Genomic DNA, 25,853 nt, shown 5'->3' with positions numbered 1-25,853 from the left:
AGGCTCCCCGGCACGTTCGTGCGCGCGACCGGCCGCCGGCCCCACGCATCAAGATCCCCGCAACTCTTCAAGAGTTGGTCCTATCGGCGGCGCCGACGGGCGACCGGCCCGGGATCGCCGAACTCGCCGACGGTCGCGTGATCTCGTACCACGACGGCGGCGATCCGTACGGCTATCCGGTCGTCGGGCTGCACCTGCCCGAGGACACCGAGCTTGACCTTCAGCCGGGCACCGGTCGTGGGCGGGGTGGTCGGTGATGCGCACCGCACGCTTCATCTCGTTCGCGTTGGACGTCCTGTCGGTCGCCGAGGGCCAGGGCGAGATCGTCAAGGTCGAGCCGTACGAGAAGCCCGGCACCAACGCCAAACCCTGCGGAATCAAGGTCACCACGACCGGTGGCGTGCTCTACCTGAAGGTGGTGCGCACGACCAGCCCCGGCGGCGACAAGTTCGACGAGCCGGAACAGCTCCCCTACCCGGACTACCCGGTCCCGACCGAGAATCTCCGTGAGCAGGCATCCACACTGTAGTTGTGGTTGGGAGCAATGTTGATCGACTCGATTTGATCAGGCACAGCGGTGTCTGATGTGGGCGTTGGTTACGTCCAGTCCGAAGGACACAAGGTCTTGCTACCAGACGCCGCGACAGAACGCATCGCCCATGCCGCAAAGACGAACGCCGCCCACCTCGACCTGTCCAGACTCGGACTCACCGATGTCCCGGAAGCCTTGGGATCCCTCACCAACTTGGCCGAGTTGCGTCTGGACGGCAATCTGTTCACACAGGTTCCCCCGATAATCGGCTCCCTCACCACCCTGACCAAGCTGTACCTGAACAGCAACCAGATCACGCGAGTCTCCGACGTCCTCGGTTCCCTCACGAAACTGACCACACTTCACCTGGACGGCAACGAACTCACGCAATTTCCTGAGGCCATCGCCTCCCTCACCAATCTGACCACGCTTGGCCTGGCTGACAATCAGCTCACGCAGATCCCAGACATCTTCAGCGTCCTCACCAAATTGACCACGCTTCGCCTGGACGGTAACCGGCTTACACAGATCCCCGACACCCTTGGCTCCCTCACCAAACTGACCACGCTCCACCTGCATGACAACCAGCTCACACAGATCCCCGACACCTTTGGCTCCCTCACCAACCTGACGACGCTTTATCTGAGCAACAATCAGCTCACGTACATCCCTGAGATCCTCGGCTCCCTCACCAAACTGACCACACTTCACCTGGACCGCAACCAGCTCACGCAGATCCCTGAGATCCTCGGCTCCCTCACCAAACTGACCACGCTCCACCTGCATGACAACCAGCTCACACAGATCCCCGACATCTTCAGCGTCCTCGCCAAACTGACCACGCTCGATCTGCATAACAACCAGCTCACACAGATCCCCGACACCTTTGGCTCCCTTACCAGGCTGGCCACCTTGCGCCTGGACGCCAACCGGTTCAAACAGGTCCCTGACATTCTTGGCTCTCTCGCCAACCTGACCAGGCTCGATCTGGACGGCAACCAACTCACGCAGCTCCCCGACATGCTCGGCTCCCTCACCAACCTCACCACGCTCTATCTGGACAGTAACCAGCTCACCCAGCTCCCCGACACCATCGGGTCGCTCACCAACCTCACCACGCTCTATCTGAGCAACAACCAGCTCACGCACATCCCCGACATATTCGGCTCCCTCACCAACCTGATCGAGTTGAATCTGGACGGCAACCAGCTCACGCGGCTCCCCGACACCATCGGCCAGCTCACGAAGCTGACCGAGCTGACCCTGAACGGCAATCAGCTCACCCAGATCCCCGATGTCCTCGGCTCCCTCACCAACCTGACTACGCTTGGCCTGAGCAGGAACCGGCTCACCCAGGTTCCCCACACTCTTGGCGGCCTTAACAACCTGTATTCACTCCGCTTGGACGGCAACCGGCTCACCACCGTCCCTCCGTTGCTCTGGCCGTTGGCCGAGACAATGATGTTGACGGACAACCCACTCGTGCCCGAGGTGGCTGCGGCCATCGCCGAGGGTGCAGATGAGCTTGGCTCCCTGCTCCGGTCCCTCCAGAGGGAGGGCGAGGAGGTACGCGAAGCGAAGCTCGTCCTCGTCGGCGAAGGCGAAGTAGGCAAGAGCAGCCTCCTCGCCGCACTACGCGGCGAGGAGTTCATCGACGGCCGCCTCACCACCCACGGCGTAGAAGTCAAACCCGTCGGCATCGAGGTATACGGACAACCCGCCACCCTCAACGGCTGGGACTTCGGCGGACAACCCTTCTACCGGCCCACCCACCAGCTCTACTTCACCGCACCAGCCATCTACCTCGTCGTCTGGAGCCCACGACGCGGCCCCGACGTCAGCAACGTCGAATACTGGACCAACCTCATCAAACACCGCGCAGGCGACACCGCCCGCATCCACATCGTCGCCAGCTTCGCCGACGACACCGACCGCCATGCCCTGATCGACGAAGCCCGCCTCACCCAACAGCACGGCGACATGATCGCTGGCTATCACCACATCGACAGCCGTACCGGCACCGGCATCGCCGAACTCAAACGAGCCATCGCCGCGACCGCGGCCACCCTGCCGCACCTACGCCGCGATTACCCCCGCAGCTGGCTGAGCCTGCTCCAGGCCTTCCGCGAAGGCACCGATACCTACCTCGTCTACGACGAGTACGAACGTCGCGCCAACGCCCACGGACTCACCACCACCAGCGCCCGATCCCTCGCCCGCAACGCCAACGCCCTCGGCCAGTGGATTTACTACGACACCGATGACGCCCTCAACAGCATCATCATCTTCAAACCCGACTGGCTCAGCAAAGCCATCAGCTACGTCCTCGAAGATCCCCAGGTCCACGACCACCACGGTCTGGTCAGTCATCGAAGCCTCGCTCATACCTGGACGCACCCGCCACGCGCCGACGAACCCGTCTATCCGGCCTCGCTGCATCCCGCGTTCCGGCACCTCATGCAGAAGTTCGACATCTCCTACCCCGTCCGGTCAGCCGGCCTGCATGATGAACCCAAGATCCTCATCACTCAGCTCGTCCCAACCACCCAGCCCGATCTGAGGAGTTGGACCGGTTACGGTGCCGGACTGGAGGAACAGACCCAGATCTGCGAGATCACCGACCCCACCACCGACAAACCGGTCATTCCCGAAGGGCTGATGTATCAGCTCATCGCCCGCTTCCACCGCTTCTCCCTCGGGCGCGACGACCACACCCGCAGCCTGCACTGGGAGACCGGTCTCGTCGTCGACCAGGGCGACCACGGTCGCGCGCTGATCACGATCGACGACAACCGGATCACCGTCACCGTCCGTGCCGCCTACCCTCAGTTTTTCCTCAGCCGGCTCACCGAGGACATCCGCGAGCACATCACCGGCTACTGGCTCGGCGTCGATGTCAAGACCCTCGTCCCCTGTACCACCTCCTGCGCCAACGGAACCCCCGGCCGCGGCCGGTTCAGCGTGAAGGCGCTCATCGCCAGCAAGCGAGACGCCGCCCCGCGGATTCCGTGCCGCTCCTGCGACCTGATGCAGAATGTCGACGAGCTGATGCTCGCCGTCCCAGTCAGCCAGGTTCCCTCAGCCGCCCGCCTCGCGGTCACGGTCGCAGAACTTCTGCGTCCCGATTTCGATGCGATCACCGCAGCCATTCTCATGCAGGGGAACCAGACCCAGCAGGCCATCAGCCAGGCAGAGGAGCGCTACCGCGACCTCATCCGCTCCCTCGACGAGCCCGCCCGCAACGGCCCCCGGCTGTTCACCCACACCATCCCCAACCGCACCGTTCAACACCCCGGTTTCACGCACCGCCGCGTACGGATCACCCTGTGGTGCGAGCATTCCCGCCAACCACTCCCTCTCCTCAACGACGACCCCACCTCCGGCGTCTACGACATCGATCTGCCGCACCAATGGTTCGTCGCCGCCGGGCCCTGGCTCAAAGCCACCTCCGTCATCCTGCGCACCCTCCTGCCCATCGCCACTGGCATCATGGACCTGCCCGCCGATGCCCACCGGAGCACGCTCGCCAACCAGCTCCGCATTGTCGAGGACAGCTTCGAAGCCTCCTTCGACGCCGCCACTCTCACGCCCATCGACAGGGCCGAGGAACGCCACCTCCGCCGAGCCACCGGCGACGAAGCCCCCGATTATGTCAACCCGGCCCTCCTGTCCACCCTCCACAAGATCATCGGAGATCGCGACCCTTCCTTCGGCGGGCTGCGCCGAGTCAAGGACCGCGAGCATTACAAATGGGTGCACCCACGGTTCCTCGCCGAATACGAAGCGTCCGCTGATTGATCGAAAGGCATAGGTCATTACAGCGTGAATTCCTCACCAACCGGACCGCCCTGTTCCGGTTCGACAATCAGCTCACCTTCGGCGCCCTTATCAACCTGACCGCAGTGCGGCTGGACGACAGGCAGTTCACACAGGTCCCCGAGATTCTCGGCAGCCTCGCTGCCCTGGACACGATCAACCTTGACGACAATCCGCTGGCGCCTTGGGTCGTTCGGCGGCCCGCCGTCCGAGAGCAGTCGTCAGCGGGCTTCGGCCACCTCGGCGAGCCTGTCGATCGATGCCTGCAGCTTGTCCGGCGTGGTCGCCTGCGCTCGCGGGAGCCGCTTCTCGTCCGTCAGCCGCGTCCAGTCGTAGGTGTGGGTCACCCGGGTGTGCGCGTCGTCGATCGGTTCGAGTTCCCACCGCCACAGGTGCCCGGGCTGCGGCTGCCCGGGCTCGCTCGGCCGCCATGCGATGAGCCTGCCCTCGACGAACTCGACCACGTGGTTCTCCCGGACCGCGCCGCCGGTGAGCGTCATGACGAAGGTATCGCCGACGGCGCGGACCCGTTGCCCGGACGGCGCCTCGGCGAGGTTGGCATTGCCGTCCCACCGGGGCTGCTGGGACGGATCGGCGATGAGCTCGAAGATCTCGGCAGCGGGCGCGGCCACGTCGCGGCCGGCGGTGACGATCTTCGCGGTTTCGTGTGGGCTGGTCACCCCACCATCGAAGCACGCGCCGCCCGATACATGTGCCCCACCCGCCGCAAGCACCAACTCTTCAAGAGTCGGTGCTGGAGAGCTCCGTTAGCACCAACTCTTCAAGAGTTGCGGCGATCTCGGGGTCAGGCGGACTCAGGCGCGGGCGCGGGCGCGGGCGCGGGAGCGGCGAGCAGGAGCCCGGCGCGCACGATCTCGCCCACGATCAGCGCGGTCACCGCGCCGAGCGCCCCCGATACCGGGATGAGCGCCCAGCCGACCCCGACCACCGCGGCGAACTGCGCCACCGCGCCCTGCGCCGACCAGCGCCGCCCGCGCGCCCCGCTGACCTCCAGCAGCAGCGCCGACACCGCGTTCGCCGCGAACAACGCGATCTCCACGCCGATCGCCGCATGGACCGCGCCCCGCCAGCCGTGGATCGAGACCCAACCCACGAGAACCCCGGCGGGTACGCCGACAGCCACGGTCCAGCCCAGCACCCGGCGCGCGGTCCGCCACCCGGTCCGCTCCCCCTCGCGCTCGATCCAGGTGACGGCGGCGGGCTGCCCGAGCCGCAGCAGGTAGCCCCACCCGGTGGAGACGACGGCCGAGACCAGCACCAGGACGTAGAACAGGCTCGTCTCGTCGGCGTGGTCGGCTGCGGCGAGCAGGATGTAGAGCACCGAGACACCGGCGGTACCGAGGATCTCCGCGGCGCCCAGCACGAACGCGGCCCGCAGCGCGGTGCCCCGCGGCACGGGTTCGGCGACCGCCTCGACCGGATGGTGCCGGTCCCCCCGGATCAGCCCGCCGACCAGCGCGAGGTTCACCACCGCGACCATGGCGGCCAGCACCGCGAGCACGGCGGTGGGCCCGGCACCCGACAGGGCGAGCACCACCGCGAGCCCGTAGGCGGCGGCGATGCCGAGATAAGCTGCGCTGTCGACGAGCGGAGCCCCGCGCAGCCGGTGCAGCGCCACCAGCACCGTGGCGCACCCGACCCCGCCGGCCAGTGCGGCCGAGGCGCCGTATCGGACAGCCCCGTCACCCGCCCCGGCGGCGGCGAGCACGAGCCACACCGCGAGCGGCAGGGCGAGCGACACCATCGCCAGGGACCGCAGGAATCCGTGCAGGTGGGCGCCGCCCCGCAGCGGGATCAGCGTCAGCGCCGCCTTCTCCGGCCCGCTGGAGGTGACCGCGGTGAGCCAGGCGAGCGCGCCGACCGGTGCGGCGTACCCGGCGAAGGTCTGTGGACCCCAGGTGGCGAGCAGCGCGATGCCGCCGGCGTAGACCGCGGCCCGGTAGACGCCGCGCCCGGCCAGCAGGGCCGCGACCACCCGGGCCCGCGGCAGCGCACCGGCGCCGGGCGTCACGTCGGTTCGACCTCGAACCGCAGCAGCTCGTCGACCCGGGCGAGGGTGTGCCGCAGGCAGTCGTGGTCGGGTGCGGTGGCGAGCAGGTAGCCGAGCTTCGCGCCCGCCCGGTGGTAGGGCTCGACGTGGTCGCCGGGGCGGGCCGCGAGGATCAGGTCGACGACGCCGGGCAGGGCTCGGGCCTCGGCGAGGCCGGTGACGGCGATGAGCTTGCCCGCCTCGGTGGTGTGCAGGACCCGCATCGCCGCGCAGCCGGTCCGGGCCGGGGTGACGGCGGGGTGCTCGCCGCAGGCGGCGCGGACGTAGGCGGCGGTGACGTCGATGCCGTTGACGAGGCCGAGGAGTTCCGCGGAGCCGTTGCCGCCGAGGCGGGCGCCGAGCTCGATGACGATGACCCGGCCGTCGCGATCGACGAGCAGGTCGGCGTTGAGGGAGCCCCAGCGGTAGTCGAGCGCGGTGACGATCTCGTCGAGGATGGCGCGGCACCGGTCGGCGAGGCCGGTGTCGCCGCCGGGCATGACGTGTTCGAGCGTGACGAAGTGCGGTGGTGCGGTGAGCTGCCGGGCACCGAGGCCGAAGACGGCGATCCGGCCGTCGACGACGACCGCTTCGACGGCGTAGTGGTCGCCGTCGAGGAACTCCTCGATGATGACGACACCGCTGGCGGAGTAGGCGACCGCGCCGCGGATGGCGTCGTCGAGACCGGCCGGGTCGGCGCAGAGGCTGATGCCGCGGCCGCCGCTGGAGTCGGTGGGTTTGACGATCACCGGGTGGCGCAGGGTGGCGGCGGTGTGGCGTACCTGGTCGGGGATGCCCTGGACGAAGCGCGGTCCGGGCTGGCCGAGGGACTCGCAGACCTCGCGGAAGAATCCCTTGTCGACGGAGGCGCGCAGGGCCTGCGGGGACAGCCCGTTGGGCAGGCCGAGCCGCTGGGCGAGCTGGTACTGGGCGGGCAGGTTGACGTCGCTGGCGGGCGAGACGACCCCGGCGAGGTCGGGGCGGTCGGCGAGGCGGGCGGCGAGCTGGTCGACGTCGCGGGTGCTGACGTTGAGGAACTCGTCGGCGTACTCGACGGCGGGGGCGTCGGTGCGGGCGTCGATGCAGATGGTGGTGATTCCGAGGCGGCGGGCGGTGATCAGGGTGGTGATCGCTCCGTCCGCGCCGCCGAGCACGGCGAGCGTCGTCATGGGACTGTCTCCGCGAGGCGCGAGGTGGTGCGGTCGAGGCCGTCGGCCGACGGGTGGAGCTGGCGGGGCTGGTGGAGCAGGTCCCGGGCGTCGACCGGGATGTTGGTCTCGGCGATCAGGAACAGCGGGGTGCCGGGCTGACCGTTGCCGATGTGCACGAGGTAGCGGGCGATGACGGCGAGGCTGAGCAGCCCGGCTGCGGCGGCGAGGCCGATCAGCGCCTCGGCCGGGGCGAACCCGCCGGGGATGACGGCGACGACCGCCGCGGCGAGGGCGACCCCGGCCGCGGCGAGGCTGAGCAGCCCGGCGAAGACGATGGGCCGCACCGAGTAGGACATGAAGAGCTCGACGGCGTGCCGGGCGAGGCCGCGGACGGTCACCTTCGCCTCGCCGCTGCGCCGGGCGCGGTGCGCGGTCGGGACGGTGGTCCAGGCGCGGGTGAGCCGGGGCAGGGTCGCCATGAAGTACGGGGTGCCCAGGCGCAGATCGACGACGCGGCGGGCGAGGTCGGTACGCACCAGGCGGAAACTGGTGCCGCCGGAGGGGATCTCGATGCGCAGCAGCCGTCGCGCGATGAATTCGTGCAGCCCGGACGCCGCCCGGCGCAGCAGCCGGTCCTGCCGGTTGACCCGGATGCCGAAGACGGCGTCGTACCCGTCGCGGGCGCGGTCGATCAGCTTGTGCGCCTCGGCGGGCGGGAACTGCAGGTCGGCGTCGAGGTGCAGCACCCAGGGGTGGCGGGCGTAGCGGTAGCCGGCCGAGAACGCGGCTTCGAGGCCGAAGTTGCGGGTGAACGAGAGGTAGGAGACGGCCGGATCGCGTTCGGCGAGGTCGCGGAAGCGGGCCAGGGTGGCGTCGGTGCTGCCGTCGTCGACGAAGAGGATCTCGAGCCCGGCGTACGAGCTCAGCTCGTCGACGATCTCGCGGTAGACGGCGTCGATGTTGTCGGCCTCGTTGAGGCAGGGAACGACGACGGTGAGCGCGAACTCCTCATTACTCGGCACTCCGCTGCCTTCCCGGCGCACCGTCGCGCCCTTGATCATGTCGACGTATGGGCGTACGTCGACGCATGAATGCGCACACGATAGCCCCACCGGAACCATCCGCACGGCCCCCGTCGGCTTTGAGTCGATCTATGCGGACAAATGACCGGCGATGTTGTGCGGGTCGGCGGCGCGAGGCACACTCTCAGACGACCAATCGACGGAGATCGGGGTTCCGCGCCATGTACGTACTGGGCATCAACCAGCATCACGACTCGGCGGCGGCGCTCGTCCGCGACGGGGAGATCGTGGCCTTCCTGGAGGAGGAGCGGGTCTCCCGGGTCAAGCACGACGGGACCTTCCCCGCCAAGGCCGTCCGCACGTGCCTGGAGATGGCGGGCATCACGCTCTCCGATGTGGACCATGTCGCCTACTTCTGGCAGGCGCGCAAGGAGGTCACGCACGCGCTGACCCATTTCGTCCGGCACCTGCCCGACACGCTCGCCGTGTTCCGCAACGACGCCGGGACCTACGACGGCAAGGCCGCCGGGATGGCCGCGACCCTGCGCTCCGGCGGGATCCAGTCGCACTCCGACGACTACCACGTCGGCGGCGCGCTGCTGCTGCACCTGCGCCGCTCGCTGACCCTGAAGAAGATCCTCTGCGAGGCGATCGGCCACACCGGACCGGTGAAGTTCAAGGTCCACCTCGTCGACCACCACATCTCCCACGCCGCCAGCACCTACCTGCTGTCGCCCTTCGACCGGGCCGCGATCATCACCTGGGACGGCATCGGCAACGGCACCTCCACCTACCTCGGCGTCGGCACGGGCGACAGGATCCGCGACATCCGCCGGGTCGCCTTCCCACACTCGCTGGGCGCCCTCTACGCCTGCGTCACCAGCTACCTCGGCTTCCACCCCACCCGCGACGAGGGCAAGGTGATGGGGCTGGCCGCCTACGGCAGGCCTGAGCACGTCGCGGCGATGAGCGAGCTGGTCCGGCTGCTGCCCGACGGCCGCTACGAGCTGGACCTGAGCTGGTTCCGGCACCACGCCACCGGCAAGCACCAGATGTCGCCGAAGTTCGTCGAGCGCTTCGGCCCGCCCCGGGCGCGCAGTCGCGACGCGGTCCCGCAGCACTACGCCGACATCGCCTACGGCCTGCAGGTCACGCTGGAGGAGGCCGGGCTGCACGTGGCCCGCTGGCTGCAGGAGCACACCGGCGAGACGAACCTCGTCACCGCGGGCGGTGTCGCGCTCAACAGCGTCATGAACGGCCGCCTGCTGCTGGAGACCGGGTTCGAGGAGTTCTTCGCCCAGCCCGCCGCCGCCGACGACGGCTCCGCGCTCGGCGCGGCCCTGTCGGTCAGCGTCGGCCACGGCGCCCCCCGCCCCACCGGCGAGTACATCTTCCTCGGCCCGAGTTACGGCGAGGCCGAGATGGAGAAGGCGCTCGCCGACGCGGGCCTGGCCTACCGGCGCGCCGACGAGATCACCGACACGACCGCGAGCGCGCTGGCCGACGGCAAGATCGTCGGCTGGTTCCAGGGGCGGATGGAGTGCGGTCCCCGGGCCCTGGGCAACCGGTCCATCCTCGGCGACCCGCGCGGCAAGGACACCAAGGACCGCCTCAACGAGAAGGTCAAGCACCGCGAGACGTTCCGGCCCTTCGCACCGTCCTGCCTCGAGGAGCGCTCGGGCGAGTATTTCGCCTCCGGCTACCGGTCGCCGGTGATGCTGCTCGTCTTCGACGTGCTCGAACACCAGCGCGAGCGGGTCCCGGCGATCACCCACGCCGACGGTACGGCCCGGGTGCAGACGGTGTCGGCCGCCGACAACCCGCTCTACCATCGGATGATCACCCGGTTCGACGAGCTGACGGGGGTGCCGATGGTGGTCAACACGTCCTTCAACGACAACGAGGAGCCCATCGTGTGTACGCCGGCCGAGGCGGTCAGCTGCTACCTGCGTACCGACATGGACGCTCTCGCTCTCGGTCCTTTCTGGACCGAGAAGTGATCCGCCGCTGGTGGTGGCTCGCACCGGCGCTGGTCGGCGCAGCCGCAGCCGTCCTGATCATGCTGGTGCTGCCGGCGGACCGGACCATCGACAACGTGGGCGAGGTGCTGTTCAAGGCGAGCCCGCTGCTGTTCGCCGTCGCGGCGATCGCCTATTTCCCGCAGCGCAAGGGGCTCGGGCTGGCGCTGATGGGGCTGCTGTTCGTCGCCTACATGGGGGTGCTCGACACCCTCAACATCAGCCATATCTTCGACTACGCCGAGTCCCCGGACCAGGACGCGGCGTTCCCGCAGCTCTACCAGTTCACGATCTTCATCAACGCTTTCACGGTGCTGGCGGCGCTGTTCGCCTACCGGCTGGGCGGGGCGACGGCCGGGCGGGTGGTCCGGGCCGGGGTCGCGGCGGTGCTGGTGCTGCTCTCGGGGCTCAACGACCTGTCGTTCTACTACACCTACCACTGGCCCGGCGGTCGGCCCGGGACGCTGAAGTGGGCGTCGCACATCGCGGTCTTCACCGGCGGGCCGCCGAGCGAGGCGGTCGCGATCACGTTCTGCGCGGTGCACCTGGTCCTCGCCGCCGTGGTCCTGGCGCTGCCGCTGGGCCGCTGGCTGGACCGCTTCGACGGCTGGCAGACCACCGCCCCCGCACCCGAGGCGGGGTAGGGCGGCCTCAACCAGTGGTGAGCTGGTCCAGGACCCGGCGGGTGATGTTCATCGCCTGCCGGATCACCTGATCCATGTCGATGTAGGCGTAGGTCGCCAGCCGCCCGGCGACATACCGCGGCGGCCCGGGCAGGGCGTGCAGCTCGTCGAGGTATCGGCGGGCCAGCGCCCGGTTGGCTCCGGCGACGTCGTCGATCGGGTAGTGCCGGGCCGGGGCGCCCGGGTACTCGTAGCTGACGACCGTCCCGGGTCCGGTCTGCCCGCTCATCCACTTCGTCTCGATCGCCCGGGTGTGCGCCAGCAGCGGGCTGGGGGTGTTCAGCACCCCGCACGGCAGGACGTGGTCGACGCCGGGCAGGTAGTGGTTGACCAGGCGTACGCCGCGCCACGGCAGCCTGCCCAGGTGCTCGGCGAAGAACTCGTCCAGGGCGCAGGTGATGACGACCGCGTCGGCGCCGGCGCACACGTCGTCCCAGTCGTCGATGGTGATCCGCTGCCCCATCACCACCGGTACGCCGCGCAGCAGCCCGTCGACGAGCCGCGGGTAACCGCCGTCCGGCCAGCCCTGATGCGGGTCCCGGAACAGGTCGGTGTATCCGTCGTCGCGGAGCTCGATGCGCTTGGGCGCCCAGGCGGCGGTGAGGTTCTTCGGGTCCTCCCCCCACTGCTTGCGGGTATAGCCCTCGATGAACTCGTGGTAGAGGGTCTCCCCCATCAGCCCCACGCACCAGGACTCGAAGTTGTCGGCCCGGGGCACCGCCGGGCGCGCCGCGAGCTCCCGCTCGATGCCCGCCCAGCCGGGCAGTTCCCGCAGCTCGGCGAGTTGCGGCGGCCAGCTCAGCACCCGGTCGAACGCCTCCGTGCGCACCACGTGCCGGTAGGGCAGCATCGGCACCAGGCTCGTCACGAGCTCCCAGACCTCGGTGTCGGCGGTGTGGAAGATGTGCGCCCCGGCCGGCTCGTAGAGCACACCGGCGGCACTCGCCGTGCGCAGCTGCCCGCCCCACGTCGGGTCGCCCTCGACCACCTCCACCGCGCGGCCCGCCCGGTGCAGCAGGTGGGCGACGGCCGCCCCGGCGAGACCGGCGCCGATCACGCGTACCAATGCCATCGGAGGATCGTACGGGTTAGATCATTGAATATTTACCATAGGCGCTTGACCAGGCGGATCTTCCCGTTGCGCTCCAGCGGGATCGCGTCGACGATCTCGATCTCGATGTCGAACTCGGCCCGCGCCGGGGCGGTCACCCGCTCGATCGCCGCGGTCAGCAGCTCCTCCCGACCCGGGGTGACCATGGCGCAGATCCGCAGGGCGCCCGGGCGGTCCTGCACGAACTGGAGCCGCAGCACTCCATCCCGGGTCACGGGGTTGATCAGCGACGAGATGAAGTCGCCGTTGCGCTCGGCGCCCTGCAGGGTGACGATGCGATCCTCGACGCGCCCGAGAACGGACCGCACGACCGGGGTGAACCTGTCCCCGCAGTCGCAGTCGTCGGGCACGATCTCCACCCGGTCGCCGAGGCGGTAACGGATCAGCGGCATCGCCTCGGCCCGCAGCCGGGTCACCACGATCTCCCCCGTGCCCTCGGCGACCGTCACCGTGCCGTCGTCGCCGAGGACCTCCACGACGACGTCGCCGGAGCGCAGGTGCAGGCTGCCCCGGCGGCAGCTCCGCGCGATCGTGTAGGCCTCCACCGAGGCGTAGACCTCGTGGCCGGTGGCGCCGAAGTAGTCCAACACCTCGTCCCGGCCGCCGGACAGGGTCGGCTCCCCCGCGAAGATCACCGTCCGCAGGTGCGGATAGAAGATCCCGCGGCGGCGCAGCTCGGCGGCGACGGCGGCGATCGCGGTCGGGAACCCCACCGCCAGGGTCGGGCGCCCGGCCAGGAACGCGTCGGTCTGCTCGGCCACGGTCAGGCTGGTGTTGACGTGCACGTTGCGGGCCAGGCCCAGCTTCTCCAACCGGTGCCGCCGGAACCCGCCCACCCGGAAATACCCGACCCGGTCGGTGGGGCGCATCCCGCACGCCAGCATGTCCCACAGGTAGGTCGCCCGCAGGTAGCTCATGTCGTGCTCGGAGTAGCAGAAGGTCGCGGGCTCGCCCGTCGAGCCGCTCGTCGTCGCGGTCCGGGTGTCCGATATCGACAGTCCGTCGGCGAGCAGCCGGGCGGGGCCGAGATCGGCTGCGGCACGCCGGGTCAGGGTCGGCAGCGCCGCGAGGTCGGCGGGCCCCGCCAGGGCGGCCACGATCGCCGGGTCGTAGGTGTCGCGGTAGTGCGGGACGTTGGCCGCGGCGTGGCGTACCAGTCTGCGAAGCAGGTCTGCCTGAATCGGTGCCAGGGCCTCGGGCCTCGCCCGATCCCGCGACCGGGCGATGGCGAGGTTGGTCAGGACCGGCAGGATCGGGATGCTGCGGGGCAGGCGGGTCATCGATGTCCCTGGAGTCGTCGGAGCCGGGTATGGTCAACAGCCATGAAGGCGATGGCGGCGCGGTGACCGCGAGTCTGACAGTCAGTCTGCACGATCCACATCAGCCTGTCCCGCCCAGCGGTTGGACCGAATTCATCGACGCCCAGCGGTTGATCGCCGCGTGGTCGTGGTCGCTGGTGGTCGCCGCCGCCGCCGGTCGCGTGCCCGTCGTCGCGGGCACCATCCACGACGGCACCGGGGTGGTCGGGCTCGTCACCGGCCGCTTCATCGGCCCCCGCGTCCGGCGCGGGGCCCGGCCGGTCGCGGGCATCGTCGACATCGACAGCCTCACCACCAGCGCCCTGCCCGGCATCGTGCTCGCGGCCGGGGCCGACCGGGCCGCGCAGATCGAGGCCGTCGCGGCCGTCCGCCTGGCCCTGCGCCGAGAACACGGCCGCCGGGTACGCGCGATTGCGTTCCGCCAGATCCTCGAACCCGCCCTGCCGACCGTGCTGCGGTGGCCCGCCGTCGTCCGCGAGGGCGGGTCGGTGACGTGGTTCCCCAACACCTTCGACTCGTTCGACGCCTATCTCGCGTCGTTGAAGAAGAAGCGCCGCGGTGACCTGCGCCGCATCTACTCCGAGGTCGGCAACGACACCGGCCTCACCGTCACCAGCAGCCTCGACGGCGGTCCGCGGCCCGAGATCACCCCGGCGGACCTGTGCGCGCTCACCGACAGCGTCGTCAACCGCCACCACCGCACCTGGTGGCTGCGCCGGCGATACCTGTCGCCGGTCATGGCGACCGCGCTGCTCGCCGAGCCGGGGACGCACCTGCGCGCCTACCGCGACGGATCGGGCCGCCTGATCGCCGTGCACCTGGTCTTCGACCACCACGAGCTGCCGATGTCGGCGATCTGGGGCGCCTACACGGTCGACGAGGGCGGGCGGCGCGACCTGTGGTACCACAGCCACGCCGAGCTGACCCGCTGGTGTGTCGAGACAGGACGCCAGGGGTTCCTCGGCGGACAGGGCAGCCTCGTCGAGAAGGCCCGCCTCGGTCAGCAGGTGGTGCGGCAGTGGGCCGTGCTCATCCCGCAGTTCCGCTGACGGGCCTTCCGCCGTCCCGATAGGCGGACTCGACGAAGCGGCCCTTGCCGCCCGGGGTCAGCTCGATCCGCTCCGCCTCGACGAACCGCAGCGGCACCGGCTCGTCGACCAGCGCGGCGAACGCCGTCGTGAACGCCTGCGACGCCGCGGCGAAGGCCGCCGGGCCCGGCGCGTCCGGGACCAGGTGCACGGTGATCTCCCCGCTCGCGTCCTGCCGGATCATGCACTCGGCCACTCCCGGCGTATACATCGCCAGCGACAGGAACACCCCGCTGTAGACCCGCCGACCGCCGGGCAGCTCGATGAAGTCGTTGGTACGCCCGTCGACCAGCTTCATCCGCCGCAAGCCGCTGCCGCACGGGCACCCGCCGGGCACGATCATCGCCCGATCGCCGAGCCGGTAGCGGGGCAGCGGCATCGCCCGCTCGCGGAAGTGCGTCACCACCACCGCACCGGCGGTCCCGTCGGGCACCGCGACACCGTCGTCGTCGACGATCTCCAGCCACACCCGGTCCTCGTCGACGTGCATGCTCCCGGCCCGGCACCCCGACGACACGGTCAGCACCTCGTAGGCCGAGTACTCGTCATAGACCGGGACGCCGAACCGGTCGCCGAGCAGGGCGGCGACCTCATCGGTGAGCAGTTCGGAGTCGGTCATCACCAGCCGCAGGCCACGGCGCAGAGCCGTCAGATCCCCGTCGTCCATGCTGCGCAGCATCCCGCGCAGCACCACCGGGTAACCCATGATCAGCTGGGGGCGGACCGCCAGGACGTCCCGGGCGATCGCCGCCTCCGACTGCCCCGCGTTGACCACCACCCGGGGGAACAGGCCCAGCCGCTGGAACCACCGCGTCGGGCGCGGGAACGGCTTGATGTGCGCGATCCGCCACCACGGCCGGTAACCCGACAGCAGGAACCGGCGCAGCACCGTCGCGCCGTGGTAGCCATAGGCGTCGACATCGTGGCGGATCGTCAGCCGGGTGCCGGTCGTACCGCTGGTGACATCGGTACGGAAGCGGCTCTCCGGCAGGTCCGGTGCGTGGAACGCCTCGACGCCCGCGTCCAGCACCTCGCGCTTGGTCAGCGTCGGCAGCGTGGCGAGCTCGTCGAGGCTGCGCAGCGGCCCACCGGCATAGGCGTCACCCGCGAAGTGCGGCACCCGCTCCCGGCAGTAGGCGAGCATCTCGTTGACCCCCGCCAGGGCGAGCCGCCTGGTCGTCGCCGGATCGCGCCGGGGCGCCCGCCACACCGACGGCAGATGGCGCAGCTCACGGACCGCGACGGCCAGGCCGCCGCTCATCGGGACCTGCGATCGATCATCGTCACATCGTCACGGTAGCGCCTGCAGCCGCATCCGGGTGCCCGGGGATCCGCCCATCGCGTACCCGTCGAGAGATCTAGTCGGTTGATCTCACTGTCGCACCCGGCGGAACCTGGTGCTTCTGCACGCCGACGAGGAGGAGCGCCACCCGGCTGCCGTCCATGCCGGTACAGATCTCCACCGAGATCCTCCTGACCGGAACGGCACCGGTCGACGTGTCGACGACCGCGGCTTCGCCGGAGTGCATGACGCCCTCGTACCGGCCGACGATGCCGACACCTCGACCGGTGATCGTGAAGGAGTCGTCGACCTCGAATGTCCAGCGGCTCACCAGCAGAGTGTCGCCAACCGCTCGCCCGAGCGCCAGCGATTAAGGGACGCCGGGGCATCCCACCCGGGTCACCGACCGCCGCCGGTCACTGGCCGCTGCCCAACGCGCGCGCCAGCTCCACTCGCGACCGCAGTCCCAGCCGCCGGTAGATCTGCGTCAGCGACCCCTCCACCGTCGTCACCGCGATATGCAGCGACGTGGCGATCTCCCGGTTGGTCGCACCCTGCACCACCAGCGCCGCGATCCGCTCCTCCATCGGCGTCAGCGTGCTCACCCCGTCCCGCACCGGCGCCAGCCGAGCCAGTTCCGCCTCCACCCGGGACAGCCACACCGAGGCACCGGCCTCGACGCACAGCGACCGCGCCTCCTCCAACAGCTTCCGCGCCGTGGCCCGCCGCCGGCCCCGCCGCTGCACGTCGGCAGCGGCGAGCAGCACCCGCACCAGTTCGACCGGCGCACCCAGCCCGCGATAAACCTCGGCGGCCTGGGTGAGCAGGGCAGCGGCCTGCTCGGCCTGCCCTTCCGCGAACGCCAGGTGTGCCTCGGCCCGCAGGGCCGAGGCACACGCCGACCCGAGTGCCCGGTTCACCGGTTCACCGCCCACCGGGGTGCGGCCCCGCAGCTCCGGCATGATCTGCCGGGCTTCGTCGAGCTGACCCACTCGGACCAGCGCCTCGATGAGATCGGCGAGCAGCCGGGTGGTCTCGTTGGTGTGCACCCGCCCGGCGGCGTGCAGTCGAGCCTGGCTCAGCGTCTCCGCCGCGCCGGTGACGTCCCCCGAGCAGAGCCGCAGCGCCCCCAGCAGGTGGCAGTAGGTGATCAGCCGCCCCGCGCTGCCGATGCTCTCCGCCTCCTCGACCGCGGCCTGCGCCAGCGACAGGGCCCGCGGCACGCTCCCGCTGATCGACTCGGCGAGCGCGGCCACGATCAGGTATCGGTCCCGGCTGGCGAGTTCGGCGTACGCGGAGATCTGCTGCACCCGTGCCAGTGCCGCCTGGGCCTGCGCGGTGCGCCCCCGTCGCAGGTCGATGACGGCCATCAGGCACAGCACCGGCTCCAGCGACCCGACCACCCCGGCCTCGTCCGCCGTGATCACCGCCCCCGCCAACGTCGAATAGGCCGCGTCCCACCGGTCTGCCTCGTAGTCGTCCCACGCCACCTCATAGGTCACCATCGGCGCGGACTCCCCCAGCCCCGGATGCTCCCCGATCAGCCGCCAGGCCCGCGCGAGGATCTCCTCCCGTGGCTGCCCGAGACGCGACTGTGCGGTCAGCACCACGTGCAGCGCGAGCAGTTCCGTCCGGTGGTCGCCGACCGCGGCGGCCGCCGATGCCGCGGCCAGCGCCTCGGCGAGCGCCTCCCCGGACCGCAGCCCCATCGCGTAGTAACGCGCCAGATGCACCCGGACCTGCGGCTCCAGCACGCTGTCCCCGCGCGCCTCGGTCAGGGCCGCCGTCACCTGGTCGCCCATCCGCCCGATCCAGTCACCGGCGGATTCGAACGCCACCAGCCGAGCCCGGACCCGGGTGTCGCGGGGCACCTCGGCGGCGAGCACCGCGTCGGCGGCCTCGATCGCCTCCTCCGGCAGCCCGGCCCGGTGGGCGTAGCGGGCCTCGGCGAGCTTCCGCTCCGCCCAGTCCTCGACGTTGGCGGCGGGGGTCCGCAGCGCCGCCAGCCCCGACAGCTCCCGGGCGACCCCGGCGGCCCCCCGTCCGGCGGCGAGCGTGGCGGCGGTGGTCAGCGCCGCCGCGACCGTGGCGTCGGCCCGGGCGGTGGCGAGCGCCAGGTGCCGGGCCCGCTCGATCGGATCGTCCACGGCCTCCACGAGCCGTGCGTGCAGTGACATCCGCACGATCGCCGGTGCCTCGGCGTAGACGGCGGCCCGCAGCAGCGGATGTCCGAAGGAGACCGAGCCGTCCGTTCCCAGATCGCAGACCCCGGCCGCGGACGCCTCCGTCAGGCTCGCCACCACGTCGGGGCAGTCGGCGCGGGTCAGCGTGTCGAGGGTGGCCCGGTGCGCGACGGCGGCGACCCGGACGAGCTGCAACGCGGGTGCCGACAGCACGGCGAGGCGCTGGCGCATCAGCGCGTCCAGGTGCAGCGGCACCGGCAACGGCTGGTCCAGCACCGGCCGGACCCCGCCGCGCCGGATCCCGTCGGCGATCTCCAGGGCGAAGAGCGGGTTGCCTCCCGACAGCAGGCAGATCCGCCGCGCGATCGGCCGCCCGACCAGCCCGCCGACCCGGTCCAGCACCGCCTGGATCAGCACCTCCTCCGGCAGCGGCCCGACCTCCAGCTCCGCGGCCCCGGCGAGCTGCGGCCCGCGCCGGCCGTGCCCCGGCAGCACCCGTTCGGCCCCGAGGACGGTCACGCCACCCGCGGGCAGCCGCCGGATCACGAACGTGAGCACCTCGGCGCTGGCCGGATCGATCCACTGCAGATCGTCGATGCAGAGCAGCGTCGGTCCGGCCTCGCCGGTGAGCCGCAGCAGCTCCAGCATCGCCAGGCAGACCGCGAGGGTGTCGACGGGGCCGCCGGCCGGATCGCGCCGTCGCAGCGCGAGCTCCGCGATCCGCCGCGAGGACGCGCCCATCCGAGCGAGAACCGCGTCGGGTACGCCGCCCAGCAGATCGATCAGCGTCACGAACGGCAACCGCGCGTCCGCCTCGACGGGAGCCGCCCGGAGTACCAGCTCCCCCTCCGCCGCCACCTGGTCGGCGAGAGCCCGCAGCACAGTGGACTTCCCGACCCCCGTCGCTCCGATGAGGACGACATGACGACCGGAGGCCTTGTGAGCCAGGGCTTCGGCGGCCAGCTCGTCACGGCCGGCGACTTTGACGGCGATCATGGACACAGTCTCCTCGAATGGATCGACTCGACAAGGGCGGACTCTTCTGCCTCTTTGGTGGGTGGTGCGAATCGTTCCCGCACCACCCCGGTCACGTTTTGCAGCAAAGCGTGGCCATTTCGCTTCGCGAAGCCACGCTTTGCTGCAAAACGTGACCGGGGGCGGGTCAGTCGCGGGTGAGGAGATAGGCCCGCTCGGGGTTGAGGACGAGGTGGACGTTGGTGCCCTCCGACAGGGCGAGCCGCGAGTCGATGCCGGCCTCGGTGACGGTGATCGTCCCGCCGGTCGTCTCGATCTCGTAGTCGATCGTCGGGCCGTGGAACGTGGTGCGCAGCACCGTCCCGATCCCGCTGCCGCCGTCGGTCACCGCCGACACCTTCACCGTCTCCGGTCGCACCATGAGGTAGGCGCTGTCCGTACCCGCCGAGATCTTCGGGTGTGCGGCGACGGTCAGCTCGTGGCCGAGTGCCGTGACCACCGCGGACGTCCCCACCATTCGCTGCGGGACCGTCTCGATGAAGTTGGCCCGACCGATGAAGTCGGCGACGAAGACGCTGGACGGGCGGGCATAGATCTCGCCCGGCGTGGCGACCTGCTCGACCTTGCCCTTGTTCATCACCACGATGCGGTCGGACATGCTCATCGCCTCGTCCTGGTCGTGCGTGACATAGATGCTGGTGATGCCGAACATCCGCTGGATGCGGCGGATCTCGGCGCGCATCGCGTCGCGCAGCTTCGCGTCGAGGTTGGAGAGCGGTTCGTCGAAGAGGAGTACCTTCGGCTGCACGACCAGCGCCCGGGCCAGCGCGACGCGCTGCTGCTGACCGCCGGAGAGCTCGTGCGGGCTGCGGTCCTCCAGGCCGACGAGGTTCATGCTCGTCACCGCCATCCGCATGGCGCTGGCGATCTCGTCCTTGCCGCGCCTCTGCAGCCGCAGGCCGTAGCCGATGTTCTCGGCGACCGTGAGGTGCGGGAAGAGCGCGTAGGACTGGAACACCATCGCCATCGGGCGGCGCTGCGGCGGCATGTCATCGATGTAGCTGCCGTCGAGGCGGATGCGCCCGCTGCTGGACTCCTCGAACCCGGCGACGATGCGCAGGGTGGTGGTCTTGCCGCAGCCCGACGGGCCGAGCAGGGTGATGAACTCCCCCGGCGCGACGTCCAGCGAGACGTGGTCGACGGCGGTCACCGTGCCGGAGCGGCCGGTGAACTGCTTGGTCAGGGCGTCCAACTGCAGCCGCCCGGTGCCGGCTTCCACCGACGGCACAGTGCCCGGTTCGGGCGCGGCGATGGTCATCATTTCTGCCTTTCGGAGTGTCCGGCGACCCGGTGCAGGGAGGCGCCCCCGCCGACGATGAATCGGATGAGGGCGAAGGCGGAGAGCACGATCGCCGTGAGCACGGTGCAGTAGGCGAACGCCACCCCGTAGCGCCCCGTGCCGGCAGCACTGAGCACCTGCGCGGTGATGATCTTCGTTTCGGGGGTGACCAGCAGGACGATCGTCGAGATCGAGGTCATGCTGCGCGCGAAGCTGTAGCTGAGCCCGGTCAGCAGCGCCGGGCGAATGAGCGGCAGCGTGACGAAGCGGAACGTCTGCAAGGGGCTGGCACCCAGATCCGTGGAGGCATGCTCGATATACGGGTGCAACTGTGTCAGCGCTCCCACGGCGGTACGCTGACCAGCCGGCAAACTCCGCACGACGAACGCGAGAATGATCGCGACAGCTCCCCCGGCGAGCGCGCTGCCACCGACGAGGCTGGGGAAGATCTCGTAGTCGCCGATCATCCGGTCGGGCCGGTAGGCGAGCACGAACCCGATGCCCAGGACCGTGCCCGGCACCGCGACACCGAGGGTGCCGCCGAGATCGAGCAGCCAGGCGGTCCAGCGCAGGTGCCGCACGACGAGCCAGGCCACGATGAGGCCGACCATCGCCGCGATCGGGGTCGCGATCGCCGCGAAGGTGAGCGTGTCCAGCACCGCTTCGGTGCCGGGCCCCACCAGGACCTCCTTGAGGTAGTCCAGCGTGAACGTGTTGTCCACCCCGAACACCTTCGTCACCGAACCGAGGATCACCGTGCCGTAGAGGCTGACGATGACCGCCGCGGCGAACAGCGCCAGGCCGTAGATCGGCCACCGGCTCCACCCCGTGATGAGGTGTACGCTGCCCGACGGCCGCCCGGTGATCGTGGCCCGGCTCTTCTTGCCCAGCCACGCCCGCTGGCCGAAATACATCGCCAGCGACGGCACGAGCAGGATCACGCAGTAGACGGCGGCGCTGGTGGTGTCGTATTCGCCGGTCACCGCGAGGTAGGCCCGGCTGGCGAGGACCGTGTAATCGCCGCCGAGCACCAACGGATTGGCGAGGTCGGCGATCGCCTCGACGAACAGCAGCATGAACGGGGCGACGAGGCCCGGAGCGAGCAGCGGCAGGATCACGGTGCGCAGGATCTGCCAGCGGCTCGCGCCGAGGTTCATCGCCGCCTCCTCCAGCGCCGGGTCGAGGCCCCGCATCATCCCGAGCAGGCCGAGATAGGCCACCGGGAAGAGCGAGATCGACAGGACGAAGACGAGGCCGTCCAGGCCGTAGATGTCGTACTCCAGGCCGAGGATCTCGTGGCTGATGACGCCGCGGCGGCCGTAGAGCACCACCGTGGCCGTCGCCACCGCAAACGGTGGGCTGACGATCGGGACCATCGCGATGACGTGCAGGATCTTCTTGCCCGGTACGTCGAGGCGGGTCTGGACGAAGGCGAACAGGAAGCCGAGCGCCGTGCCGCAGGTGCCGACGAGCGCGCCGAGCACGATCGTGTTGCGCAGGATGCCCAGGTCCACCGTGGAGGTGAAGAACTCGGCGTACCGGGGCAGCGCGCCGGGGGCGAACGCGGCGGCCAGGACGGCGACGAGCGGGATGACGCTGCCGATCACCACCAGCACGACACTGATGATGATCAGCACCTGGACACCCAGGTCGAGCCGTCGCCGCCGCCGCGGGGTGGTCACCTCAGGCGGAGAGGCGGCCGGTACGCGGTCGTGCAGCAGCGTGGTCATGACTTCGGTGCCTGCGCGACCTCGGCGTCGAAACGCTTGGTCAGGGCGATCTTGGCCTTGCCGGCCGCGACGGCGTCGTAGTCGACCATGGTGATGCCGGCGAGGTCGACGACCTTGTCGGAGACCTTCGCGTCGGGGTTCGTCGGGAACTGGTATGCCTTCGCGGTCGGCCCGACCTCCTGGGCCTCCTTGGTCAGCGCCCAGTCGACGAACTTCTTGCCGCTGACCGGGTTCTTCGCGCCCTGGATCAGCGCCACGCCGCCGGTCTCGTAGCCGGTGCCCTCCGACGGGAAGCTCACCTCGAGGCCGGGGAAGCCCGCCTCCTTGGTGGCGATGCAGTCGTGGGAGAAGATCACGCCGACGGCGACCTCGCCGCGGGCCGTCATCTGGGCCGGTGCCGCGCCGGACTTGGTGTACTGCAGCACGTTCGGGTGCAGCTTGCGCATGTAGTCCAGCGCCTTGTCCTCGCTGCCGCCCGCGAGCTGCACCTGCGTCCACAGCGCCGTGTAGGCGGTGCCCGACGTCGAGGGGTGCGCGATGCCGATGTCCTTGGCGAGCTTGGGGTTCAGCAGGTCCGCCCAGGACTTCGGGACCTCCATCCCCTTCTCCTGCAGGAGCTTGGTGTTGCTGCAGAACCCGAGCGCGCCGACGTAGACACCGGTCCAGGCGCCGTTGGCGTCCTTGTACTTCGCCGGGATCTTGGCTGCGTTCGGCGAGACGTAGGGCTCCAGGAATCCACCCTCGTTGGCGGCGGAGAACCCGTCGGCGGGACCGCCATACCAGACGTCGAACTCGGCGTTGCCCTTGCCCGCCTTGATGCGGGCGAGCGCCTCACCGCTGGAGAGCCGGACGAAGTCGGCCTTCAACCCGGACGTCTCGGTGAACTTCTTCGTCGTGGCCGCGCACCAGTCCTCGGTGGCGCCGCAGACGACGTGCACGACGCCGCCGTCCTTGGTCGTGCCGGGCGCCGCCGCCTCGCGGGCGCAGCCGGTGGCGGCGAGGGCGACAAGGGCGGTGACGGCGATCGACTTCGCCACGCGCCGGTGCAACATATCCGTCATCACGTCGTTGACCTCCAGTTATCCGACCGGCCCACCCGTGCGGGCCGATGTTACGGGAAGGTTATGGGCGTGTGACGGGTGCTGCGGTAACAGCGGCGTGATCCTTGGTGACACCGCCGTCACCAAACTCACCCGTGCGACGGCAGATCCGGGATGAGGTAACCGATCCCGCGCAGCGTGCGGATGTAGACCGACCCGCCCGGCACCGCCGCCAGCCGCGACCGCAGCCGGTAGACGGTGGACTTCACCACGTCGCGGCCGCCGATCAGGTCGGTCGTGCCCCACACCTCGCGCAGCAGGTCCTGCCACGACTGCGGCGTCCCCTTCCGCGTCGCCATGTGGGTGAGCAGCTTGAACTCGGTGAACGGCAGGTCCAGGCGGTGCGAGGAGAGCGTGGCGGTCTGCGCGGCCGGATCGATCACCAGGTCGCCGACGCGGATCACGGCACCGGAGCCGCGGCGGCGGCGTACCAGTGCCTGCGCGCGCAGCGCGACCTCGCGGGGGTGGAAGGGTTTGGTGACATAGTCGTCGGCGCCGTGCTCCAGCCCGACGATCACGTCGTCGTGCTGCGCGAGTGCCGTGAGCAGCATGATCGGCACCTCGGACCGGGCCCGGATCCGCTGGCAGAGTGTGAGCCCGTCCATCGTCGGCATCATCACGTCGAGCACGACCAGGTCCACCGCCCGCGTCCGCATCAGGTTGAGCGCCGTCGCCCCGTCGTGGGCCGTGAGCACGGTGAAGCCCTGCGTCTCCAGCGCGAAACCGACGATGATCGTCATCTGCGGCTCGTCGTCGACGACGAGCGCGACGGGACCGGCGCCCGTGTCGCCGCTCACGCGCCCCTCGGCAGGGTGAACAGGAACGTCGTCCCCTTGGTGGACGCGGTGTGCACCATGATCTCGCCTCCGTGCAGCTCGATGATCGTCTTGGTGATGACGAGGCCCAGACCCGTTCCGTCGGCGAGCGGCCGTCCGGTGCCGAACCGCTGGAAGAGCCGGTGCCGCTCCGCCGTCGTCATCCCGGCCCCGTCGTCGGTGACGTAGACCGCGACCCCGCTGTCGATCACCATCACCCGGACCGTGATGCTCCCGCCGGTCGTGGTGAAGCGGCTCGCGTTGGAGAGCAGGTTGGTCAGGGCCTGGGCCAGCAGCATCGGGTCACCCGGGATCCGCGGCATCACCTGCGGCAGGTCCAGGCTGATCCGCTGGTCGCGCTGCTCGCAGAGCGACCGCATCGCGGTGACGACGTCGCGGACCACCACCGACACGTCCACCTTCTCCAGCCTGGGCGCGAACAGGCCCGCCTCGATCTTGGCCTGTATCAGGAGACTCTCACACAGATCGATGACCTGTGTCGACTGGTGCCCCGCGACCTGCAACAGGCGCTCCTGCGACCGGGTCAGCGGTCCCGGCATACCCTCCCGCAGCAGATCCACCGCTCCCTTGATCATGCTCAGCGGCGTCCGCAGCTCATGGCTGAGCGCGTTGATCTGATCCGCCCGGCGCTCGACGAGCTGCTCCACACTGGAGAGTTGCTGCGCCATCGCCGCGTTGTCGCGACGCATGCGCCAGTAGACGGCGGCGCCGCCGATCAGCCCGCCGCCGAGCGCCGACGCCAGGACCACCCAGCCAGCATCCATGATCAATAGCGCCGCGGGTCAGCCGGGCTTGACCCAGGCCGGTCCGTCCGCCGGATCCGGCTCCAGCAGCACAGTCAGCGCCAGCCGCAGCGTCGCGTCGTCGACCGGTCGATGGACGAAGCCCCGCGCCTGGATCGCCGCCACGAACTCGGCCTCCGGCAGCAGCCCGTGCTCCTCGACGTAGTAGGCGACCGCCTCGCACCAGACCCAGTCGCCATCGGTGCGGAAGCTCATCGGCACCACGGCACCCCGCGCGGGGTCGACCACGTCGTCCAGAGTCGCGGCACTCCCCAGAACAAGAACACCACTTCGCAGGTACGCCGAGAGCCGCTCCGCCGCGGCGGGCTCGGCCTTCGCATGGTCGGCGGCCATCCGGGGTCCGGCATCGGCGGTGACCCCGTCGAAGATGCGGGCGATGCGCATCGCGATGCCTCCAGCCGCCGGTGATCCGTCAGACAGACCATAGGCCCAGACCTCCCCCGCGGGAACCCCGGAAAGCCCTTGCGCCACGGCGCTCCGCGATGTTCGACACCGATGGCGACGGCCCACTCACCTCCGGGGACTTCGACGCGATGGTGCAGGTCGCCGGATATAGCGATTCCAGCACCGAGGAGATCTTCACTCGACTGGCAGAACGCCACCGTGAATCCACTATGGCCAACGCCCCAGTCCCCCGTGGAACTGGGGCGTTGGTCAGGTTCCGTTCGAGCGATGTGCTCACGCAATTCTGTGATGCTCTAGTCGCGGGGTTGCCCGGTGTTGCCGGTTGGTATTTTCATGCAACGCTCGTATTCGACGGCATCAGTCACAATTGATTACTATCTATTGACATCGCTTCGGTGAATGGAGCACCC

At 69.9% G+C, this 25,853-nt stretch carries 22 protein-coding genes; 6 read left to right on the top strand and 16 right to left on the bottom strand.

Annotated features, from left to right (window positions below; translation table 11 throughout):
* Nucleotides 1–80: 80 nt before the first annotated feature.
* Nucleotides 81–269 (bottom strand): hypothetical protein, encoded by a 189-nt coding sequence (locus tag F4553_RS37610; RefSeq protein ID WP_184846107.1) that lies wholly within the window; start codon nucleotides 267–269, stop codon nucleotides 81–83.
* Between F4553_RS37610 and F4553_RS37605 the strand changes: the two genes are divergently transcribed.
* Both F4553_RS37605 and F4553_RS37600 read left to right on the top strand, forming a co-directional pair.
* Entirely contained in the window at nucleotides 257–529 is a 273-nt protein-coding gene (locus F4553_RS37605; protein ID WP_184846105.1) for a hypothetical protein, read from the top strand. The genes F4553_RS37610 and F4553_RS37605 overlap by 13 nt on opposite strands.
* A gap of 48 nt (nucleotides 530–577) precedes the next feature.
* A complete protein-coding gene (locus F4553_RS37600; RefSeq protein ID WP_221470639.1) occupies nucleotides 578–4,330 on the top strand; it encodes a leucine-rich repeat domain-containing protein in 3,753 nt (1,250 codons plus the stop codon).
* Nucleotides 4,331–4,569: 239 nt separating this feature from the next.
* Here F4553_RS37600 and F4553_RS37595 read toward each other — a convergent pair whose 3' ends face one another.
* The 4 genes from F4553_RS37595 to F4553_RS37580 form a co-directional block, all read right to left on the bottom strand.
* Nucleotides 4,570–5,028 (bottom strand): SRPBCC family protein, encoded by a 459-nt coding sequence (locus F4553_RS37595; RefSeq protein ID WP_184846101.1) that lies wholly within the window; start codon nucleotides 5,026–5,028, stop codon nucleotides 4,570–4,572.
* Nucleotides 5,029–5,153: 125 nt separating this feature from the next.
* Complete coding sequence (locus tag F4553_RS37590) at nucleotides 5,154–6,380, bottom strand: hypothetical protein (protein WP_184846099.1); 1,227 nt, start codon at nucleotides 6,378–6,380, stop codon at nucleotides 5,154–5,156.
* The gene (locus F4553_RS37585; protein WP_184846097.1) at nucleotides 6,377–7,567 is read right to left on the bottom strand and encodes an ATP-grasp domain-containing protein; all 1,191 of its coding nucleotides are present in this window, start codon (nucleotides 7,565–7,567) and stop codon (nucleotides 6,377–6,379) included. Before F4553_RS37585 ends, F4553_RS37590 begins: the two co-directional genes overlap by 4 nt.
* Entirely contained in the window at nucleotides 7,564–8,610 is a 1,047-nt protein-coding gene (locus tag F4553_RS37580; protein WP_184846095.1) for a glycosyltransferase family 2 protein, read from the bottom strand. Before F4553_RS37580 ends, F4553_RS37585 begins: the two co-directional genes overlap by 4 nt.
* Before the next feature lie 182 nt (nucleotides 8,611–8,792).
* Here F4553_RS37580 and F4553_RS37575 point away from each other — a divergent pair, with 182 nt between their 5' ends.
* Both F4553_RS37575 and F4553_RS37570 read left to right on the top strand, forming a co-directional pair.
* On the top strand, nucleotides 8,793–10,571 hold the full coding sequence (locus F4553_RS37575; protein WP_184846093.1) for a carbamoyltransferase family protein: 1,779 nt from the start codon (nucleotides 8,793–8,795) through the stop codon (nucleotides 10,569–10,571).
* Nucleotides 10,568–11,233, top strand: a complete 666-nt coding sequence (locus F4553_RS37570) for a hypothetical protein (RefSeq protein WP_221470636.1) — start codon at nucleotides 10,568–10,570, stop codon at nucleotides 11,231–11,233. Before F4553_RS37575 ends, F4553_RS37570 begins: the two co-directional genes overlap by 4 nt.
* Before the next feature lie 7 nt (nucleotides 11,234–11,240).
* Here F4553_RS37570 and F4553_RS37565 read toward each other — a convergent pair whose 3' ends face one another.
* Together F4553_RS37565 and F4553_RS37560 are read right to left on the bottom strand one after the other, a co-directional pair.
* Nucleotides 11,241–12,344 (bottom strand): UDP-galactopyranose mutase, encoded by a 1,104-nt coding sequence (locus F4553_RS37565; protein ID WP_184846090.1) that lies wholly within the window; start codon nucleotides 12,342–12,344, stop codon nucleotides 11,241–11,243.
* Between the two features lie 32 nt (nucleotides 12,345–12,376).
* Complete coding sequence (locus tag F4553_RS37560; RefSeq protein ID WP_221470635.1) at nucleotides 12,377–13,663, bottom strand: phenylacetate--CoA ligase family protein; 1,287 nt, start codon at nucleotides 13,661–13,663, stop codon at nucleotides 12,377–12,379.
* 62 nt (nucleotides 13,664–13,725) lie between these two features.
* On the opposite strand from F4553_RS37560, the gene F4553_RS37555 reads away from it, so the two are divergent.
* Nucleotides 13,726–14,751: a GNAT family N-acetyltransferase gene (locus F4553_RS37555; RefSeq protein ID WP_184846088.1), complete on the top strand. Its 1,026-nt coding sequence runs from the start codon at nucleotides 13,726–13,728 to the stop codon at nucleotides 14,749–14,751.
* On the opposite strand, the gene F4553_RS37550 is transcribed toward F4553_RS37555, so the two are convergent.
* The 9 genes from F4553_RS37550 to F4553_RS37510 all read right to left on the bottom strand — a co-directional run bounded on the left by F4553_RS37550 (nucleotide 14,732) and on the right by F4553_RS37510 (nucleotide 25,422).
* On the bottom strand, nucleotides 14,732–16,051 hold the full coding sequence (locus F4553_RS37550; protein WP_184846086.1) for a phenylacetate--CoA ligase family protein: 1,320 nt from the start codon (nucleotides 16,049–16,051) through the stop codon (nucleotides 14,732–14,734). The two genes, F4553_RS37555 and F4553_RS37550, sit on opposite strands and share 20 nt — an antisense overlap.
* 97 nt (nucleotides 16,052–16,148) lie before the next feature.
* On the bottom strand, nucleotides 16,149–16,403 hold the full coding sequence (locus F4553_RS37545) for a hypothetical protein (protein WP_184846084.1): 255 nt from the start codon (nucleotides 16,401–16,403) through the stop codon (nucleotides 16,149–16,151).
* An 85-nt stretch (nucleotides 16,404–16,488) separates the two neighbouring features.
* Nucleotides 16,489–19,251, bottom strand: a complete 2,763-nt coding sequence (locus F4553_RS37540; RefSeq protein ID WP_184846082.1) for a helix-turn-helix transcriptional regulator — start codon at nucleotides 19,249–19,251, stop codon at nucleotides 16,489–16,491.
* Between the two features lie 166 nt (nucleotides 19,252–19,417).
* Nucleotides 19,418–20,548, bottom strand: coding sequence for an ABC transporter ATP-binding protein (locus tag F4553_RS37535; RefSeq protein ID WP_221470634.1), 1,131 nt, complete (start codon nucleotides 20,546–20,548; stop codon nucleotides 19,418–19,420).
* Complete coding sequence (locus tag F4553_RS37530; RefSeq protein WP_184846078.1) at nucleotides 20,548–22,299, bottom strand: ABC transporter permease; 1,752 nt, start codon at nucleotides 22,297–22,299, stop codon at nucleotides 20,548–20,550. The genes F4553_RS37535 and F4553_RS37530 overlap by 1 nt, the downstream gene beginning before the upstream one ends.
* A complete protein-coding gene (locus F4553_RS37525; protein ID WP_221470633.1) occupies nucleotides 22,296–23,360 on the bottom strand; it encodes an ABC transporter substrate-binding protein in 1,065 nt (354 codons plus the stop codon). Before F4553_RS37525 ends, F4553_RS37530 begins: the two co-directional genes overlap by 4 nt.
* A gap of 128 nt (nucleotides 23,361–23,488) precedes the next feature.
* Nucleotides 23,489–24,196, bottom strand: a complete 708-nt coding sequence (locus F4553_RS42705) for a response regulator transcription factor (RefSeq protein ID WP_312875542.1) — start codon at nucleotides 24,194–24,196, stop codon at nucleotides 23,489–23,491.
* Complete coding sequence (locus F4553_RS37515; RefSeq protein ID WP_184846076.1) at nucleotides 24,193–24,999, bottom strand: sensor histidine kinase; 807 nt, start codon at nucleotides 24,997–24,999, stop codon at nucleotides 24,193–24,195. Before F4553_RS37515 ends, F4553_RS42705 begins: the two co-directional genes overlap by 4 nt.
* Nucleotides 25,000–25,017: 18 nt before the next feature.
* Nucleotides 25,018–25,422, bottom strand: coding sequence for a hypothetical protein (locus F4553_RS37510; protein WP_184846074.1), 405 nt, complete (start codon nucleotides 25,420–25,422; stop codon nucleotides 25,018–25,020).
* A 98-nt stretch (nucleotides 25,423–25,520) separates the two neighbouring features.
* On the opposite strand from F4553_RS37510, the gene F4553_RS37505 reads away from it, so the two are divergent.
* Nucleotides 25,521–25,814: an EF-hand domain-containing protein gene (locus tag F4553_RS37505; protein ID WP_184846072.1), complete on the top strand. Its 294-nt coding sequence runs from the start codon at nucleotides 25,521–25,523 to the stop codon at nucleotides 25,812–25,814.
* Nucleotides 25,815–25,853 lie beyond the last annotated feature (39 nt).

Source organism: Allocatelliglobosispora scoriae (genome assembly GCF_014204945.1).
In the GTDB taxonomy this organism is placed as follows: Bacteria; Actinomycetota; Actinomycetes; order Mycobacteriales; family Micromonosporaceae; genus Allocatelliglobosispora; species Allocatelliglobosispora scoriae.
The sequence above is the reverse complement of the archived record's forward strand: the minus strand, read 5'-3'. Positions and strand labels throughout refer to the sequence as shown.

What these genes read in the sequence shown, in the direction of transcription:
- F4553_RS37605 (WP_184846105.1), top strand. Translation starts at nt 257, where the DNA reads ATGCGCACCGCACGCTTCATCTCGTTCGCGTTGGACGTCCTGTCGGTC.
- F4553_RS37585 (WP_184846097.1), bottom strand. Translation starts at nt 7,567, where the DNA reads ATGACGACGCTCGCCGTGCTCGGCGGCGCGGACGGAGCGATCACCACC.
- F4553_RS37580 (WP_184846095.1), bottom strand. Translation starts at nt 8,610, where the DNA reads ATGATCAAGGGCGCGACGGTGCGCCGGGAAGGCAGCGGAGTGCCGAGT.
- F4553_RS37575 (WP_184846093.1), top strand. Translation starts at nt 8,793, where the DNA reads ATGTACGTACTGGGCATCAACCAGCATCACGACTCGGCGGCGGCGCTC.
- F4553_RS37565 (WP_184846090.1), bottom strand. Translation starts at nt 12,344, where the DNA reads ATGGCATTGGTACGCGTGATCGGCGCCGGTCTCGCCGGGGCGGCCGTC.
- F4553_RS37560 (WP_221470635.1), bottom strand. Translation starts at nt 13,663, where the DNA reads ATGACCCGCCTGCCCCGCAGCATCCCGATCCTGCCGGTCCTGACCAAC.
- F4553_RS37550 (WP_184846086.1), bottom strand. Translation starts at nt 16,051, where the DNA reads ATGAGCGGCGGCCTGGCCGTCGCGGTCCGTGAGCTGCGCCATCTGCCG.
- F4553_RS37540 (WP_184846082.1), bottom strand. Translation starts at nt 19,251, where the DNA reads ATGATCGCCGTCAAAGTCGCCGGCCGTGACGAGCTGGCCGCCGAAGCC.
- F4553_RS37535 (WP_221470634.1), bottom strand. Translation starts at nt 20,548, where the DNA reads ATGACCATCGCCGCGCCCGAACCGGGCACTGTGCCGTCGGTGGAAGCC.
- F4553_RS37530 (WP_184846078.1), bottom strand. Translation starts at nt 22,299, where the DNA reads ATGACCACGCTGCTGCACGACCGCGTACCGGCCGCCTCTCCGCCTGAG.
- F4553_RS37525 (WP_221470633.1), bottom strand. Translation starts at nt 23,360, where the DNA reads ATGACGGATATGTTGCACCGGCGCGTGGCGAAGTCGATCGCCGTCACC.
- F4553_RS37515 (WP_184846076.1), bottom strand. Translation starts at nt 24,999, where the DNA reads ATGGATGCTGGCTGGGTGGTCCTGGCGTCGGCGCTCGGCGGCGGGCTG.
- F4553_RS37510 (WP_184846074.1), bottom strand. Translation starts at nt 25,422, where the DNA reads ATGCGCATCGCCCGCATCTTCGACGGGGTCACCGCCGATGCCGGACCC.
- F4553_RS37505 (WP_184846072.1), top strand. Translation starts at nt 25,521, where the DNA reads ATGTTCGACACCGATGGCGACGGCCCACTCACCTCCGGGGACTTCGAC.